At 34.1% G+C, this 18122-nt stretch carries 16 protein-coding genes and 3 riboswitches; of the genes, 4 read left to right on the top strand and 12 right to left on the bottom strand.

Annotated elements, in window-relative coordinates:
- Positions 1 to 24 precede the first annotated feature (24 nt).
- Complete coding sequence (locus HYG84_RS05895; protein ID WP_212381226.1) at positions 25 to 603, bottom strand: indolepyruvate oxidoreductase subunit beta; 579 nt, start codon at positions 601 to 603, stop codon at positions 25 to 27.
- A gap of 1 nt (position 604) precedes the next feature.
- Positions 605 to 2383 carry an indolepyruvate ferredoxin oxidoreductase subunit alpha gene (gene iorA, locus HYG84_RS05890; RefSeq protein ID WP_212381224.1) on the bottom strand — a complete coding sequence of 593 codons (1779 nt, stop codon included), beginning with the start codon at positions 2381 to 2383 and terminating at the stop codon, positions 605 to 607.
- Positions 2384 to 2872: 489 nt separating this feature from the next.
- A riboswitch (FMN riboswitch) is annotated at positions 2873 to 2987 on the top strand.
- Positions 2988 to 3102: 115 nt separating this feature from the next.
- Between iorA and ribD the strand changes: the two genes are divergently transcribed.
- From ribD to ribH, 4 genes are read left to right on the top strand one after another with little or no spacing between them, the layout of a single operon-like run.
- The gene (gene ribD, locus HYG84_RS05885) at positions 3103 to 4203 is read left to right on the top strand and encodes a bifunctional diaminohydroxyphosphoribosylaminopyrimidine deaminase/5-amino-6-(5-phosphoribosylamino)uracil reductase RibD (protein ID WP_212381222.1); all 1101 of its coding nucleotides are present in this window, start codon (positions 3103 to 3105) and stop codon (positions 4201 to 4203) included.
- Positions 4204 to 4206: 3 nt separating this feature from the next.
- Positions 4207 to 4857, top strand: coding sequence for a riboflavin synthase (locus HYG84_RS05880; RefSeq protein WP_212381221.1), 651 nt, complete (start codon positions 4207 to 4209; stop codon positions 4855 to 4857).
- A 52-nt stretch (positions 4858 to 4909) separates the two neighbouring features.
- The gene (locus HYG84_RS05875) at positions 4910 to 6118 is read left to right on the top strand and encodes a bifunctional 3,4-dihydroxy-2-butanone-4-phosphate synthase/GTP cyclohydrolase II (RefSeq protein WP_212381220.1); all 1209 of its coding nucleotides are present in this window, start codon (positions 4910 to 4912) and stop codon (positions 6116 to 6118) included.
- Positions 6119 to 6121: 3 nt separating this feature from the next.
- The gene (gene ribH / locus HYG84_RS05870) at positions 6122 to 6583 is read left to right on the top strand and encodes a 6,7-dimethyl-8-ribityllumazine synthase (protein ID WP_212381219.1); all 462 of its coding nucleotides are present in this window, start codon (positions 6122 to 6124) and stop codon (positions 6581 to 6583) included.
- A 40-nt stretch (positions 6584 to 6623) separates the two neighbouring features.
- Here the strand turns inward: ribH and HYG84_RS05865 are convergent, their stop codons facing one another.
- The 10 genes from HYG84_RS05865 to holB form a co-directional block, all read right to left on the bottom strand.
- On the bottom strand, positions 6624 to 8711 hold the full coding sequence (locus HYG84_RS05865; RefSeq protein ID WP_212381218.1) for a sigma-54 interaction domain-containing protein: 2088 nt from the start codon (positions 8709 to 8711) through the stop codon (positions 6624 to 6626).
- Positions 8712 to 8998: 287 nt separating this feature from the next.
- On the bottom strand, positions 8999 to 9202 hold the full coding sequence (locus tag HYG84_RS05860) for a hypothetical protein (RefSeq protein WP_212381217.1): 204 nt from the start codon (positions 9200 to 9202) through the stop codon (positions 8999 to 9001).
- Between the two features lie 264 nt (positions 9203 to 9466).
- Positions 9467 to 10927: an aminomethyl-transferring glycine dehydrogenase subunit GcvPB gene (gene gcvPB, locus HYG84_RS05855; protein WP_212381216.1), complete on the bottom strand. Its 1461-nt coding sequence runs from the start codon at positions 10925 to 10927 to the stop codon at positions 9467 to 9469.
- Positions 10927 to 12267: an aminomethyl-transferring glycine dehydrogenase subunit GcvPA gene (gene gcvPA / locus HYG84_RS05850; RefSeq protein WP_212381214.1), complete on the bottom strand. Its 1341-nt coding sequence runs from the start codon at positions 12265 to 12267 to the stop codon at positions 10927 to 10929. Before gcvPA ends, gcvPB begins: the two co-directional genes overlap by 1 nt.
- 1 nt (position 12268) lies before the next feature.
- Positions 12269 to 12652 carry a glycine cleavage system protein GcvH gene (gene gcvH, locus HYG84_RS05845; RefSeq protein WP_212381213.1) on the bottom strand — a complete coding sequence of 128 codons (384 nt, stop codon included), beginning with the start codon at positions 12650 to 12652 and terminating at the stop codon, positions 12269 to 12271.
- Positions 12653 to 12721: 69 nt separating this feature from the next.
- Complete coding sequence (gcvT, locus tag HYG84_RS05840; RefSeq protein WP_212381211.1) at positions 12722 to 13828, bottom strand: glycine cleavage system aminomethyltransferase GcvT; 1107 nt, start codon at positions 13826 to 13828, stop codon at positions 12722 to 12724.
- 177 nt (positions 13829 to 14005) lie between these two features.
- Positions 14006 to 14081, bottom strand: a riboswitch (glycine riboswitch).
- A gap of 3 nt (positions 14082 to 14084) precedes the next feature.
- A riboswitch (glycine riboswitch) is annotated at positions 14085 to 14186 on the bottom strand.
- Positions 14187 to 14443: 257 nt separating this feature from the next.
- Positions 14444 to 15703: an NAD(P)-dependent oxidoreductase gene (locus tag HYG84_RS05835; protein ID WP_212381209.1), complete on the bottom strand. Its 1260-nt coding sequence runs from the start codon at positions 15701 to 15703 to the stop codon at positions 14444 to 14446.
- 291 nt (positions 15704 to 15994) lie between these two features.
- Entirely contained in the window at positions 15995 to 16165 is a 171-nt protein-coding gene (locus tag HYG84_RS05830) for a DUF362 domain-containing protein (RefSeq protein WP_212382091.1), read from the bottom strand.
- 78 nt (positions 16166 to 16243) lie between these two features.
- Positions 16244 to 17131 (bottom strand): PSP1 domain-containing protein, encoded by an 888-nt coding sequence (locus HYG84_RS05825; RefSeq protein WP_212381208.1) that lies wholly within the window; start codon positions 17129 to 17131, stop codon positions 16244 to 16246.
- A complete protein-coding gene (gene holB, locus HYG84_RS05820; RefSeq protein WP_212381207.1) occupies positions 17125 to 18114 on the bottom strand; it encodes a DNA polymerase III subunit delta' in 990 nt (329 codons plus the stop codon). The genes HYG84_RS05825 and holB overlap by 7 nt, the downstream gene beginning before the upstream one ends.
- Positions 18115 to 18122: the final 8 nt, after the last annotated feature.

Here is an 18122-nt window from a genome sequence, read left to right as displayed (position 1 = left end):
GTTTTCCTCCTCTAATATGGTTGATTAAGATACTGCCTTCATTCCTTCGTTAAATGCTCTTATATTAATATCTATAAATTGTTCTTTTACGCTTTCTCTTATTGCCTTTTCCCAATCTATATCAGTAAGATTCATTGCTTTAACTAGAGCTCCTAAAAGAACTATATTCATAGTTTTGGAATTCCCTAAGTCTTCTGCAATCTTCCCTGCATCTAACACATTAGTATCTACTTTTTCTTTTATCTTCTCTATTACTCCTTCTGGGTAATCTGCATTTCCCATAAGGATTGGTGCAGAAGGTATTTCATACTCATTAACTATAGCCTTTCCTTTAGGGTTCAAATATTCTAGCCATCTAATAGCCTCCATAGCCTCAAAGGAAACTAAAATATCTGCCTGGCCCTTTCCTATAATAGGAGCATATACCTTTTCCCCAAATCTGACTTGAGTAGTAACACTTCCACCCCTTTGTGCCATACCATGAACCTCTGACATTTTAACATCATAGCCGGCATCTACTAAACCTGCTGATAATATTTTACTGGCAAGAATAGTTCCCTGTCCACCTACTCCAACTAATAATAAACTTTTAACCTCTGACATATTATTCACCCACCTTACTAATAGCTTTTGTCGGACATACTTGAAGACATACTTCACAGCCTACACATTGATTTTTATCGATTGTAACTTTCTTTATTGACTTATCAAACCGAAGTGCAGGACACCCTGTTCTAACACACATTCTACATCCAATACATTTTTCGTGATTAACTTCACATAATCCTTTATAATCACCGAATTCTTCTTTATCCTGAGTTGAAAGTTTTTTAAGAACACATGGCCATCTTGTAATAATAACAGAAGGCTCATCTAAGCTTGTTGCCCAATCTAAAGCTTCCTTAGTTGCTTTTAAGTCTAATGGGTTAACTGTTCTAATATGCTCTATTCCAATAGCCTTACATAAAGCAGGGATATCTATCTCCTTTGTAGGCATTCCTTGAAGAGTATACCCTGTTCCAGGATTCTCCTGATGACCAGTCATACCTGTAATTCTGTTATCCATAATAACATTTATTGTATTGCTTCTATTATACATTGTGTCGATCAGACTATTAACACCAGTATGGAAGAATGTGGAGTCACCTATTACAGCCACCATTCTCTTATTGCTTTCATGTCTGTTAAGCACTTTTTGAGCTCCGTGGGCCATACTAATACTGGCGCCCATACATATGATAGTATCTACTGTACTAAGTGGTGGCGCTATACCTAAGCCATAACATCCAATATCTCCATTAACTATAATATCTTTTCTCTTGCTTAGCTCGTAGAAAAAGCCTCTATGTGGACATCCTGCACAAAGTGTTGGAGGTCTGTTTACGGCAACATTCCTGTCGTAATCAACTATTTCCCTTTCTTCTCCCAATAAAGCCTTTGCAATAATATCAGGATTTAACTCTCCTATATTAGGAATTTTATCTTTTCCTATACAGGCAATCCCTGCTGCCTTTAACTGATCTTCAATATAAGGCTCTAGCTCTTCTATTACATAAAGTGTTTCTACTCCATTAGCAAACTCATTTATTTTATCCATCGGTAGAGGATGGGTAAATCCTAGCTTTAAATATGAAACAGTATCTCCAAATACATCTTTAGCATATTGATAAGCTACTCCAGATGAAATAATACCAACTTTTTTATCGTTCCACTCGAAGAAGTTTAGATCTGTTTCGTTAGAAAACTTTTCTAATTCCTTTAATCTATCTTCTAATACTACTCTAAGCTGTCTTGCATGGGCTGGTATTGCACCGTATTTTTGAGGCTTTTTATCGTAAGTCTTTATACCTACTTCTTCCCTCTCGCCAAATTCAACAAGACTCTTTCCGTGACATACCCTAGTTGTCATTCTAAAAAGGACTAATGTATCAAATCTTTCACTTATTTCTATAGCAGTCTTTACCATATCCTTACACTCTTGGCTGTCGCTTGGCTCTACCATGGCTACCTTTGCAAACTTAGCATATAGTCTATTATCCTGCTCGTTTTGAGAAGAATGACATCCTGGATCGTCTGCAGAAACAAGTACCATTCCTCCATTGACCCCTGTATATGCGTATGTAAAAAATGGATCAGCTGCTACGTTTACACCTACGTGTTTCATTGCAGCTAAAGATCTAGCACCGACAACAGAAGCACCTATTGCAGATTCTAAAGCAACCTTTTCATTTGGGGCCCATTCTGCTATTATTTCCTTTTTGTAGGGTGCAATATTTTCTAAAATTTCTGTACTTGGTGTTCCCGGATAAGCCGCAGCATATGTAATACCTGCTTCATAGGCCCCTCTGGCAACAGCTTCATTGCCTGTAAGTAATTGTTTCATTTTTTGTCCCCCTCCTATATTTATAAAATTCGTCTGATGCTATTGCATAGACCCATGTTACACTTAAATTTTTTAAACTTTCTTACAAATTTAAGTGTGTACAATATTACTAACTTATTACTTCTTAAAATGCTATAAACAATCAGAAAACTTGTACCTTATTAGAGTGCAAAGTAATAATGATTTCATTTTAATAATTCATCCTATTATTAGACTTGCAAATTTTATGCCAAAATTTTATGACTAAATATTTAGACTTTTCAGCCATAGTAGCTTTTGTTTTCGCCCCATTAAGCAATTTAAGGGTTTAATGGGGTAATTTTTTTCACCCATTAAACCCTTAAATACATTTAAATTCTTATCACTATATTATTAAAAATACCACTTAAGAATTCATCTAAATAAGCTAATAATAATTCTTAAAATTACAAAATACATATTGACTTAATTTAAAATCAATGTTAATCTTAAGCTGTTAAATAAATATTGAATGTCCTTCAGGGCAGGGTGAAAGTCCCTACCGGCGGTAAAGTCCGCGAGCCTATTTGGCAGAACTGGTGCAATTCCAGTACCGACAGTAAAGTCTGGATGAAAGAAGGAAAAGTTATTATACTCTTTAAGTTCTATTTTTATATAGTTCTTATTGGGTTAATTTGTGGAACCAAGCCCTGATAATTTTTATCAGGGCTTTTTTATATTTAAAAAATTGAGGTGAAAATATGGATTATTTATATATGGCTAGAGCTTTAGACTTAGCAAAGCTCGGTATTGGTTATACCAGCCCTAATCCATTAGTGGGAGCAGTAATAGTTAAAGACGGCAGGATTATTGGCGAAGGCTATCACAAAAAATACGGAGACGCTCATGCTGAGGTTAATGCCTTTAACAATACTAAAGAAGATGTTACAGGGGCCACAATGTATGTAACCCTAGAGCCCTGCTCTTATTTTGGAAAAACCCCACCCTGCGTTAACACTATTATTAAAAAAGGTATTAAAAAGGTTGTGGTTGCCATGGAAGACCCTAACCCTCTTGTGGCTGGTAAAGGAATTAGTATATTAAGAGAGCATGGGATCGAAGTAGCTATAGGTGTATTAGAGGATAAGGCAAAAAAGCTAAATGAAGTTTTCATTAAATTTATTACAACAGGACGTCCCTTCTGTGTTCTTAAAACAGCAATGACCCTAGACGGTAAAATCGCATCCTATACTGGAGATTCTCGTTGGGTTACCAATGAAGAATCTAGACGCTATGTTCATGAGCTGCGTCATAGATTTACTTCCATAATGGTTGGAATAGGCACGGTTTTAGCTGATGATCCTCTACTTACAACCAGGCTAGATAGTATAGATAAAAAAAATCCCATTAGAATAGTTGTAGATACAAGGGGAAACATCCCTTTAGATGCAAATGTTCTACAATGTGATAATAATACAAAAACTATAATAGCAACAACGGAAGCCACTAATAGAGAAAAACTAAAATATATTGAAGAATTAGGTGCAGACTTCATCATTGTACCTCTTAAAAACAATAAGGTAGATTTATCCTATCTTATGAGATCATTAGGAGAGAGAAAAATTGATAGTGTACTTTTAGAAGGTGGAAGTACACTAAACTATACAGCTCTCGCAGAAGGAATTGTGGATAAGGTAATTTCATTTATAGGACCTAAGATTATAGGTGGAAGCTCATCTAAAAGCCCAGTTGGTGGAAAGGGTATTCCATATATGAAAGATGCCATATTCCTTAAAAATATAGATGTTTTCAGATTTAAGGATGATGTAATGATAGAAGCCTATATAAGAAAGGAGGTATAGTCTTTGTTTACAGGACTTGTTGAAGAGATAGGAACTGTTCAATCGATTTTAAATGGGGCTAAATCCGCAAGTATTGTTATTAAAGCTAATAAAATACTTGAAAATATTAAACTAGGAGATAGTATTGCAACCAACGGTGTTTGTCTAACTGTAACAGCCTTTATGGCTAGTAGCTTCCAAGTTGATGTTATGGCAGAAACAATGAGGAAAACTAACTTAAATAACTTAAAACCTGGAAGTAAGGTTAACTTAGAGAGGGCATTAATGCTAGGAGATCGTTTAGGTGGACATCTAGTAAGTGGTCATATTGATGGAGTAGGTATTATTAAAGATTTTAGACGAGAAGACAATGCTATCTGGGTTTCCATAGCGGCGCCTTCTAATATTTTAAAGTATGTAATATATAAAGGCTCCATTGCAATTGATGGAATTAGTCTTACAGTTGCTTATGTAGATAATGAGATTTTCAGAGTGTCTGTCATTCCCCACACAAAGGAAGTAACAACTCTCCTTACAAAAAACATAGGTGAGGAAGTAAACCTTGAGGGAGATATGATTGGAAAATATATCGAAAGGTTTCTATCCTTTAAAGAAGAGGCTCCCTCTAAATTAGAAGTAGATATGGAGTTTTTAAATAACCATGGTTTTTTGTAAGGTTTAAAATAATCTTCACTGTAATCCATCAAATAAAAGGAGTGAATTAAAAATGTCCAAATTTAACACTATAGAAGAGGCCATTGAGGATATTAAGCAGGGTAAAATTATAGTAGTTGTAGACGATGAAGACCGCGAAAATGAAGGAGATCTTCTTATGGCTGCTGAAAAGGTAACTCCAGAAGCTATAAATTTTATGGCTAAATATGGTCGTGGGCTAATATGTATGCCTATTCTTGGGACTAGACTAAATGATCTGTGCATTCCTCAAATGGTGCAGCATAATACTGATAATCATCAAACCGCATTCACCGTATCTATTGATGCTATTGAGACAACTACAGGAATATCTGCCCAGGAAAGAGCCTTTACAATCCAAAAAGTTTTAGACCCAGATGCGAAAGCTTCAGACTTCAGAAAACCAGGACATATATTCCCATTAGAAGCAAGAAAAGGCGGCGTATTAAAAAGAGCTGGTCATACAGAAGCTGCTGTTGATTTAGCAAGACTTGCTGGATTATATTCCGCCGGTGTAATTTGTGAAATAATGAATGAAGACGGTACTATGGCGAGAGTCCCCGAACTAATGAATTTTGTAACAGAGCATGATTTAAAAATAATTACAATAGCTGACTTAATTGCATATAGAAGAAAGAATGAAATGCTTATAGAACATGTAACAGAAGCTAATATGCCCACAAAATACGGAGATTTCAAAATCATAGGCTATGAAAATAAATTAAATGGGGAGCATCATGTTGCTTTAGTGAAGGGTAATGTAGATGATGGAGAGCCTGTCCTAGTTCGTGTCCATTCTGAATGTCTTACCGGGGATGCTTTTGGGTCTACGCGTTGTGATTGTGGCGAGCAATATGCTACTGCTATGGAACAAATTAATAAGGAAGGTCGAGGAATATTAGTCTATATGCGTCAAGAAGGTAGAGGCATAGGATTAATAAATAAGCTAAAGGCGTATGCTCTTCAAGATGAGGGAATGGATACAGTTGAAGCAAATCTAGCCCTAGGATTCCCTGAGGATATGAGAGATTATGGTATCGGTGCTCAAATATTAGCTGATCTTGGAGTTAAAAAAATTAGACTAATGACTAATAATCCTAGAAAGTTGTCAGGATTAGCTGGATATGGCATGGAAATTATAGAAAGAGTTCCCATCCAAATGAATCATAATGAGCGAAATGCTTATTATTTAAAAACTAAACAAGAAAAATTAGGACATATGTTGAAATTTAAGGAGGCATAAATAATGAATATATTTGAAGGTAAATTAATTTCTCAGGGATTAAAATTCGGTATTATAGTAGGAAGATTTAATGAATTTATTGGAGGCAAACTTTTATCAGGAGCACTTGATGCCTTAAAGCGTCACGGTGTTGAAGAGGCGGATATTGATATTACTTGGGTGCCTGGAGCATTTGAAATCCCACTTGTGGCAAAAAAAATGGCTAAGTCCGAAAGATATGATGGCATAATATGCCTTGGTGCTGTTATAAGAGGTGCTACTCCTCACTTTGACTATGTATCTAGCGAAGTAACTAAGGGCGTTGCTAGTGTTTCCCTAGATACAGAGATTCCTATAATATTTGGCGTGCTTACGACAGATACTATCGAGCAAGCTATTGAACGGGCAGGGACTAAGTCAGGAAACAAAGGCTATGATGCAGCTGTTACTGCTATTGAAATGACTAACTTACTAAAAGAGATTTAAAAATCTTATATGATATAGCAACAATTAGGGTCTGAATTCTTCAGACCCTTTTTAATTCTTTTAATACTCTTATCCCATGCTCTGTAATTACAGTTCCTCCACGTCCTTTAAAAATATTAACCATTTTCTTTTCTTCTAAAGAAGTAATAATATTTCTTATTTCCTGTTCGCTAATAAAAATATTCTTTTCCTTTGCTGCATATAATATGCTTCTTCGTCCTAATCTTTTATTTTGTATAAAAGCCTTTTCTAATTCATCTAATACAAAAATATATTTATCTAAGTTTTTCCCTATATCTTTTGTAAGATTCTCCACAAGCTCTTCTTCTACCGCTTTATCGCATCCTTCATATTTTATTCCATCATATACTTCTTCTTTTAATCCGTCCGCTATTTCAAATGGTAAATCCTTTATATCTACTTCCCTAATTTCTAAACTAACTAAATATTCTATGTAGTTTTTTAGTTCCCTTACGTTGCCTTTCCAGTTATATGATAGGATCAATTCCTCTGCAGGTAATGATAATTGAAAGGAGCCTCTAAACTCTCTCTTAAACTGTTCTATCAATGGCAATATGTCTTTTTTTCTAGATCTTAATGGAGGAACTTTAAGGGGTAACACATTTAGTCTATAATATAAATCCTCTCTGAACTCTCCCGTTTCCATCATTTCCTTTAAATTTTTATTAGTAGCAGCAATTATTCTAATATCAACATTTATTATACTATCTCCACCTAAGCGCATTACCTCTCTTTCCTGCAGGACCCTTAACAGTCTCATTTGAAGACTCGGTGGCATTTCTCCTATTTCATCTAAAAATAGTGTTCCATTATGAGCAAGTTCAAATAGACCCGGTTTACCACCTTTTCTGGCCCCAGTAAAGGCTCCTTCCTCATATCCAAAAAGTTCGCTTTCTAAAAGGCTCTCAGGTAGAGCACCACAGTTAATAGCAACAAATTGAAAATTTCTTCTTCGGGAATTATTATGTATTGCTTGAGCAAAAATCTCCTTACCTGTTCCACTTTCTCCGGTTATTAATATAGAAGAATTAGACTTTGCCATTCGTTTTGCTATTTCTATAGATTTTTTTATAGCATCGCTTTCTCCGGTTATATCTCCAAAATTGTATTTAGCTTTATGACCTTTCCCAATAACCTTAGCTCTTAGCCTATGCTGTTTCTTCTCTGCATCACTAAACCTTCTAATAATAGCTACCGCCCCATATAGTCTTTCCGAATGAATAATAGGATCTACTGATACTATTAGATCAATACCATTTATTTTTATTAGTATTTCCTTTACAGACTGTAAATTTTCTAAGACATTTTTAAATGGAATTTGAGGAAATAATTTTATTCCATCTCTATTCATAACCTCTTTACTTTTATACCCTGTTGTCTGTTCCGCATTTTCGTTATATAAAAATATAGTTCCTTTAGAGTCAATTCCTATTACTCCATCATCTATAATTTGAAGTAGTATATCCAATTGTCCTTCAGACATATTTGTTATACCTAAAATCTGCGAAAGGCCATAGTTGGCTGTTGCAATCTCTCTATAGCTTTTTCCAATATTTTGTCTGTTTAATATGTATAAGAGATCTAATCTAACTCCAATTTCAATTATTGTATTAATATCCAATAAACTATTTCCTATATTAATAATCTCCTTAGCTCCATCAAGATTATAGCTAGATTTACCTAAAATAATTATTGTTTTATTATCCAGTTCCAACTTCTCCTGTGGACATGTGGGTATTAAGTTAATATGATTAACTCCAATCTGATATAGGGTAGAAACCATCTGTTTTGACATTTCTATGCTTTCATCCAAAAGGAAAGCATCCGTTCCTTTCCTAATATCCATAATCTTATCTAACCCTAATTTTGATATTGTTCTATGGACGAATAAAACCTTATCCGTTTTTTTAATAAATCGCCGAACCTTATCAAAGGCATCAAAAGAAGGAACTAAAACTAAATCTGCTATTATTTCCTTTGTAATAGAGCCACCCTCTATACAGTATTTTTCAATATGGAGATTTTCTTGGAACAAACTTCTTATTTGCTCATAATACATATTTAAGGTTGCCTGGCTATAACATAAAATAGCTAACTTTTTTTTCATAGACCTTCTCCTTATTGTAAACTAGACTCAGTTGAGATAGGCTTAACATTCCCATCTATCCCTATCATACTTAAAAGAATGTATGCAACACGAATTGCCAGATCATGCAGCACTAGTCTTTCAATTAAATTATCAGCTTTTGCAAGTCTGCTACTTAACTCTTCGTTTATTTTAATAGAAATACAATAAATAATATAATTTTCTCATACTTATATTATAATTGATAAAAATACCCTCTGCCATATAAACAGAGGGTATTCTTATTTATTTTTTATGATACTGCAATACTATTTTACTATTTGGTATCTAAAAATTAGTATTGCCTCACCATTCTTTTCCTTTACATCACCTTTTATTACAGTTACTGTTTCACCAGATGATAGTGTGAAATTAGAACCTGCCACGCTTTGCATGTATTCTCTTATTTCTTGTGCTTTATCTGGATCTGTCATTTCTTTAACGCCCCAGGCGGGTGCAAGTACACTTGCCATGTCTCACGTTTCACAAGCGCTAGCAACTCTATCATCTATAGATTTCTTTATACTATTTAGTAAATCTTGCTCTAAATTCCCATCTTGTCCAAACAACATTATCTTTCCTCCTTAGTTTTCATCTTCAGTGTACTGCTAATATTCCCGCTTTTACAGGAATAGGAATTAAGCATTACATCTGAAGCAAGTTTTCTTTATTAAACATTGTAACTCCCTCTTTTTCAAGAGGGAGTTACAACAGTATAAATATGTTAACTATTGTTTTTACTCACTTTTTTCCCACTTAACTATTAAGTTTCTAGCTGCCTTTGCTTCATCTATTCTTCTTACATGGGTGTTATGAGGAGCATTCTTCAATAATTCAGGGTTTTCTTTTGCTTCATCAGCAATTTTATTCATCGCATCTATAAATCTATCTAGAGTCTCCACACTTTCAGTTTCTGTTGGCTCTATCATTATTGCCTCATTTACTATAAGTGGGAAGTAAATTGTAGGTGGATGGTATCCATAATCAAGTAGGCGTTTCGCAATATCAAGTGTAGATATTCCTAGTATATCCTCATTTAGGCCTCCTAATACAAATTCATGTTTATATACTTGCTCTATTGGAAGATAATATTTTTCCTTTAATTTATGCATCATGTAGTTTGCATTAAGCACTGCCTTTTCACTAACCTCTTTAAGTCCGGGCCCATATGAAAGTATATAAGTATATGCTCTAACAAGTATTCCAAAATGTCCATAAAAACTCTTTATTTTACCTATAGAGTGTGGTCTATCATAATCTAGTATATAGTTATCCCCTTTTTTCTCTACAACTGGAGAAGGTAAAAACTCTACTAAATCTTTTCTAACTCCTACAGGTCCACTTCCAGGACCTCCACCACCATGAGGTGTTGAGAAAGTTTTATGTATATTATAATGAACTACGTCAAATCCCATATCTCCTGGTCTAGTAATACCTAAAATTGCGTTCATATTTGCTCCGTCATAATATAATAAGCCACCTGCTTCATGAACTAAATCTGCAATTTCTTTAATATTTGTTTCAAAAAGTCCAAGAGTACTTGGATTTGTTAACATTAATCCGGCAATTTCATCACTTAAAACTGACTTGAGGCTTTCTAGATCAACAGCTCCATTTTTATCGGATTTTACTTCCACAATATCAAAACCAGCAACAGCTGCACTAGCTGGGTTTGTTCCATGGGCAGAATCTGGAACTATAATCTTTGTTCTTTTCTTATCTCCCCGCTTATCATGGTAAGCCTTTATTATCATTAATCCTACAAGCTCACCATGAGCTCCTGCTGCAGGCTGAAGAGTCATTCTTTCCATACCAGCTACTTCTGCCAGCATTTTATCTAGTCCATACATAAGCTCTAAAGCTCCTTGTACGGTTTCTACTGGTTGGTAAGGATGTATGTTGCTAAATCCAGAAAGCGATGCCATATCTTCATTTATTTTAGGGTTATACTTCATAGTACAAGATCCTAATGGATAAAAACCTGTATCTACTCCATAATTTTTACTAGATAATTGAGTGTAATGTCTAATAACATCTACTTCGCTTACCTCTGGCAAATCTAATTCCTTATCACTTAAAAACCCACTCGGAATTAGACTTTCAATATTAACCTCTTCTACATCACATTTGGGTAGGCTATATGCCTTTCTACCTTCTTGAGAAACTTCAAAGATTAGTTTAGTGTAGTCTGTATTCATTATATCACCTCCATTACTCTAGCCAATTTATCTATTTCTTCCTTAGTTCTTTTCTCAGTTACACATAACAACAATCCATTATCTAACTCTGAATATTCTTTTTTAAGTTCATATCCTCCAAGGATGTTGTTCTTCAATAACTCTTCATTAACCTTAGAGCTATCTAAATTACTAGTTACTGCAAACTCTTTAAAGAATGGCTTATCAAATAATGGTTTAAACTTACCACCCTTAGTAATCTCATTAAAAGCATAATGAGCTTTTTGAGTACTTTGCATAGCTACTTCTCTAATTCCTTTTTTACCTAAAGTAGTTAGATAAATAGAAGCCATAAGAGCAACTAACCCTTGGTTAGAACAAATATTTGAAGTAGCTTTATATCTTCTAATATGTTGCTCTCTTGCCTGTAATGTAAGAACAAACGCTCTCTTACCATCTACATCCTCAGACTGACCAACTATTCTTCCAGGAATCTTTCTAACTAACTTAGATGTAGTTGCAAAGAAGCCTAAATATGGTCCACCAAAGTTTAAGCTATTTCCTAATGATTGGCCTTCTCCAACAACTATGTCTGCACCTAGTTCTCCTGGACTTTTTAATATTCCTAATGAAATAGGATCTACATAATTAATAAATAGTGCTTTATTTTCATGAGTAATTTTTTCAACCTCTGTTATATCTTCAATAATACCAAAGAAGTTCGGGTTTTGGATTATAACTCCTGCGGTGTCTTTTCCAACTACAGACTTCAATTTGTCTATATCTGTTACTCCATCTTGCATATCTACTTCGACTACTTCAATATTTCTAAATCCCATATATACTTTTAAAACATTTCTTACTTCAGGATGTACCGTTGAAGAAACAACAATGGATTTACGTCTTGTATTATCAGCTGCCATTATTGCCGCTTCAGCACACGCAGTCGCACCATCATAAATAGAAGCATTCGCTACATCCATACCTGTTAAACTGCAGATCATAGTTTGATACTCAAATATTGCTTGTAGGGTACCTTGACTAATTTCTGGTTGATATGGAGTATAAGCTGTATAAAACTCTGATCTTCCCGCTAGATGTTTAATTACGCTAGGAATATAGTGATCGTATGCCCCTGCCCCTAAGAAGCAAACTAGATCATCTGTACTTTTGTTTTTTCCGCTAAGGTCTTTCATATGGCGAACTATTTCCATTTCGGAATATGGTCCTTCTATATTAAGTTCTCTACCTAATTGAAGTCCTTTAGGTATGTCCTTAAACAGATCCTCCATGGAGTTAGCTCCAATAGCATCCAGCATTCGCTTGACATCGGTGTCTGTATTAGGTATGTACCTATGCATACTATTCCTCCTTATCGCAAAACTCTTTGTATTCTACATCATTCATTAATGTTCCAAGTTCAGATTCATCTGTTAATTCAACTGCTAAAATCCAGTTAGCAAAAGCATCTTCGTTTACAAGTTCAGGAGAATCTTCTAGAGCTTCATTAATCTCAACTACTTTTCCTGAAACTGGCAGATATGAGTCAGAAGCTGCTTTTACAGACTCAACAACACCAAAAACATCACCTTTGTCAAACTCATCCCCGACTTCTGGCATTTCAATATAAACGATTTCTCCTAATGCATGTTGTGCATAGTCTGTAACCCCAATGTAAGCCTTATTTCCTTCTACCTTTACCCACTCGTGATCATTTGAATATAAAAGTCCTTCTACAATTTTCATACCATACTCCTCCTTTAATTGTTTTTATTATTTTCTATTGTTTTTTATTTTTTAGATATTTATTTAAAGTTATTTTTTAGTATGTTTATCATAAAACTTTTTACCAACTACCTCTGCCTTTAAAATTTTCTTTCTAACTTTAATTTCTATTGGTGTACCTAAGGCTGCATACTTAGCATCAACTAAAGCAAAACCAATATTTTTCTTCAGACTTGGAGAATTATACCCAGTAGTTACAAAGCCTATAACCTTTCCATCGGCCATAACCTCGTATCCATGTCTAGGTACTCCATTTTCTTTCATTTCAAATCCCACTAGTTTTCTCTTTAACCCCTCTTGTTTTTGCTTAACAAGGGCATCCTTACCAATAAAGTCAGTTTTATTTAACTTTACAAAAAAGCCTAATCCCGCTTCTAGAGGACTAATATCCTGGGAGATTTCATTGCCATAAAGAGGTAGGGCAACTTCAAACCTCAAGGTGTCCCTTGCTCCAAGTCCCGCTGGCCTTAATCCTTTATCTTTACCAACTTCCATAAGCTTTTCCCACAAATCATTAGCATCTTTATGATCTAAGTAAATTTCAAAACCATCTTCCCCAGTATAGCCTGTTCTTGAAACAAGACAGTTAGCACCATTTATATTTACATCTCTTTTTAAATAGAAGAACTTTATTTCTGAAAGATCTGTATCAGTAAGCTCTTGCAATATTTCTTGAGCCTTTGGCCCTTGAATAGCAATTTCTGATACATCCTCAGAAATATTGATTAATTCTGCATCATATTTACCTAAATTTTGCTTCATCCACTCATAATCTTTATCAACATTGCTTGCATTAACTACTAGATAGTAATGATTATTGTTAAACTTATAGACTAAAAGGTCATCTACTACTCCTCCATCTGGGTAACACATGAAGGTATAAAGAATTTGGTTATCTTCAAGCACAGATATGTCGTTTGTAACTAGGTACTGAACAAAATCCTCTGCTTGATTCCCCTTTACTTCAATTTCCCCCATGTGAGATACATCGAATATTCCTGCTGCTGTTCTTACTGCCTCGTGTTCAGCTGTTAATCCCTCAAACTGTACTGACATTTCCCATCCTGCATAATCAACTAATTTGCCGCCATGTCTCTTGTGTGCTTCATACAAGGATGTTCTGCGCAGCTCGGTCATAAATATCTCCTCCTCTTTTATAATAATTTACCCTAAATTAAAGCTAGTACATCATTTTAATTAATAGTATGAGGAAATTCCTCCATACAAAACTATTCCCAAGTTTAAAATATATTCTCATAATTTATGCAAAAAATAAGAACATAATGGAATAGTAAGAAAATCTGCCATCATGTCCTCTGTATTTTTGCCTGAGAGTTTCTACACTAAAATGTATTTCTCCTACGGCGCCGCATATACGGGCTCTTCAGAGTTCCATCAAACAACGATCCTTCTGCCTGAAAGTTTCTGTAAAAAAATTGGCATCTTTTACATTGCTTCTTCGGCTACCCTAGTGGATATCTCTCGTTGTTATCATCTGGTACTGTATGTATGTTTTTTATATAGCGCTTTATAAGACAATAATACATCTTTTAGAATATTTTTTCAACTCTTGATATTTTTTTATCATGTCTTATTTTTTGAATACTTTAAATTGGATATAAATTTCATATGATTATAACATAAAAGATATACAATATAAAATAATACCATTTTATATGTTTACTCTAAATAATAAAATTAAAAAAAATCAAGAATAAGCACTTATGTCTATACCCTTGATTTTTATTTTAATTAACATACTTTATTAGATTTTTTCCCATATTTTTCACTAACATATTTATCAATAGCCTCAGCTACATGCTTCGAATATTTTACTGCCTCTACAACAGTTCTCGCTCCAGTAACAACATCCCCAGATGCAAAAACTCCTTCTTTAGTAGTTCTGCCATCTTCATCTACTATCGCTAATCCTCTTTCGTTTACCTCTATTCCTTTTGTTGTAGATATTATATTAGTTCTAGGTCCTTGGCTAACTGCAACTATAATAGAGTTACACTCAAATAAGCTTTCAGAACCATCTACAGCAACAAGTCTTTCTCCAGCTTCGTCAGCTACCATCTTAGTTTCAATATAAATTATACCTTCCTCTGTAATTTCAATAGGAGCCCTATACAACTCAAACTTAACTCCATCTACCTTAGCATATTCTATTTCATGATTAGTTGCAGGCATATCTTCAGTGCCTCTCCTATACATTATAGTAACCTCTTTAGAACCTTTTCTAATAGCTGTTCTAGCTACATCCATTGCAACGTTTCCACCACCAATAACGCACACCTTATTTCCTAATTTATATACATCAGGGTTTTTTAAATAGTCAATTGCAAAATGAACATGTCCTAAGCCTTCACCTTTAATATTTAGCTTTTTAGGTTGCCATACACCTGTACCGATAAATATAGCATCAAATCCGTCTCTAAACAACTCTTCAATGGTTATTCTAGAACCTACTAATACGTTAGGTCTAATTACGACACCTAGCTCTACTAATCTATTTTTAATTTTGTCTAAAATATCTTTAGGTAATCTAAACTCCGGAATTCCGTATCTAAGCATTCCACCTATCTTATCTTTAGCTTCAAATATTGTAATATTATATCCTTTTAAGGCTAGCAGTAAGGCTATAGTAATACCTGCTGGACCAGAGCCTATTATTCCAATATTACCTTTGCGTTTTTTCTCCGGTTTTAAATCTATTAAATTTAAACTATAGTCTGAAATATAGTTCTCTATATCACCTATTTTAACAGGACTTGATTTTATTCCTAATATACAACTACCCTCACACTGCCTTTCATGGGGGCATACTAAAGAGCATACTACAGATAATGGGTTGTTCTCAAATACAATTTTTCCAGCCCCATTAATGTCTCCTTCTAAAAATAAATTGATCATTTCTTTTATAGGGGTATTGATAGGACACCCTTTTTGACATCTTGGATTTTTACATTGCAAACATTTTTTTGCATTATCTATTACATGTTCTGCCACAATATCAACTCCTATAACTTTTAGATAATTCAGGCTATGTATTTCATTAATAACTATATAATAATACTCCCATACTATAATAGAAAATATTACTTAACTTTGCAATAGTAATAAGTAAATATGACCTGCTATTTTTTATAAACTCTATAAAAGCGCCTTGTAAATATATAAGCATTGATTATTCAATATGTTACATTAGTTATAAAAGTCGTAAAAATCAGTTAATAGTACTTTAGTAATTAGAGAACCTATATTTTTTATTGCAATAATAAAGACCCTTATCTAAGGGTCCTATTGTGGAATTGGTGCATCTACTGGACATACATTTGCACAAGCTCCACATTCGATACATGTTGCAGCATCTATAACATATTTGTCTGAGCCAGCTGTAATAGCATCTACTGGACATTCTGACTCACAAGCACCACAGCTAATACACTCATCAGTAATTACATAAGCCATCATAACCACCTCCTATGGTAATGTATAAACCATTCTATATAAGCTTTTCCTTTTATTATTATTACATACTATATAAATCTATATTTCATCTAATTTCTTCAATTCAGATTTTAGCTCTTCTGGAATATCTAATTCATCTTCTACTTCAACTTCTTTAACCTTAGTTACATCATGTAAAAAGTAGGATTTAATTTCTCCATTATTATCATTAGGATTATTAATTTTAACCTTCACAAACTCTAATAATACATTGGCTTCAACTACAATACCTTCTCCATCTGGAGTTAAAACTATAGAGCCCACATTCGGCAGTTTTTGTAGGATTTGTGCGTATACATCATGCTCATATTTTAAACAGCAAAATAATCTGCCACAAATACCCGAAATTTTAGCAGGATTTAAAGAAAGATTTTGATCCTTAGCCATTTTAATTGAAACTGGCTCAAAATCGCCAAGCCAAGTGGAACAACAAAGTGATCTACCGCATGGACCAATTCCTCCGAGCATTTTTGCCTCATCTCTTACACCTATTTGCCTTAGTTCTATTCTTGTTTTAAAAACAGAAGCTAAATCCTTTACTAACTCTCTAAAATCAACCCTACCATCTGCAGTAAAATAGAAGATTACTTTATTATTATCAAATGTATATTCAACATCTACTAGATTCATATCTAGGTCATGTTTTCGTATTTTTTCAGTACAAACTTCTAGAGCTTCCTTTTCTTTTATCTTATTCTCTGTATGCTGGTTTTCATCTTCTTCTGTGGCAATACGGATAACGGATTTTAAAGGGCTAACAATATCTTCTTCTAAAACCTGCTTTGGCCCAACTACAACCTGTCCAAATTCTACCCCTCTAGCAGTTTCAACAATAACAGAATCATTTTTATTTATTTCTATGTCGCTAGGATCAAAATAGTATATCTTTCCTGCCTTTTTGAATCTTACTCCTACAACCGTTACCATTTAGATAATACCTCCTGGATATTTAAAAGCATTACTTCTATATTCAAGTGGAATTGAACATTGCTTTTCAAATTATTTTTTGCTTTTTCTATTATAAAAATAATATCTCTAACTTTCCCTAAATCTATTCCTTTTACCTGAAAATCTATCTCTTCTTTTTTATCTACATTTATTACAAGATCCATACTTCCCGTTTCCTTATATACCATAAGATCCCTATACCAGCTAACCATAAGATCAAAAATCTCTTCAGTATATGGTCTTTGTTCCTCAAAAAACGAAATTTGATCTAATATGCTAAGGAGTTTTGTACCCATTAAATTGTTACATAATTTAATAACCCCTTCTCTTCTTTGATGAAAATCAGGGTTGTCTAATAGTTCGATTGCTCTACCTACAATCCCACCAGAAAAAGCCGCAAGCATCTGTGCTTTCTCCATATCAATATTTTTACTATTAATTAAATATGATCTTATATCCTCTAAACGTACAGGATTTAGCTTTATAGTTTGACATCTAGAAACAATTGTAGGCAGTAGGCTATTTCCCTTTGTAGTTAGCAGAATTAAAGTAACATAAAGAGGAGGTTCTTCTAATGTTTTTAAAAGAGCATTTTGTGCTTGTATATTCATTTTATCTGCATTACATATAATATAGGCTTTTCGTGTGCCTTCATAGGGCTTTAGTTGTATATCCTTTATAAGCTCCCGTATTTCATCGACCTTTATTGTTCCTTTACCTTCAATTACTTTAATTTCAGGATGGTTACCGCTGCTTACCTTTACACAACTACTACATTTTCCACATGGCCTGTCCTTATTACTATTGCAAACTAGAGCAGAGGCTAGTTCTAGAGCTATAGCTTTCTTGCCTAGTCCTTCTGCTCCTTCAAACAAATAGGCATGGGCCACTTGGTCATGCTCTAGAGCTCGTTTTAAGCTCTCTATAGCTTTTTCCTGCCCAACAATACCTTTAAAGGCCATTCTCTGTC

It is taken from the genome of Alkaliphilus sp. B6464 (assembly GCF_018141165.1).
Classification (GTDB): Bacteria; Bacillota; Clostridia; order Peptostreptococcales; family Natronincolaceae; genus Alkaliphilus_B.
This window is presented reverse-complemented; position numbering and strand designations above follow the sequence as displayed.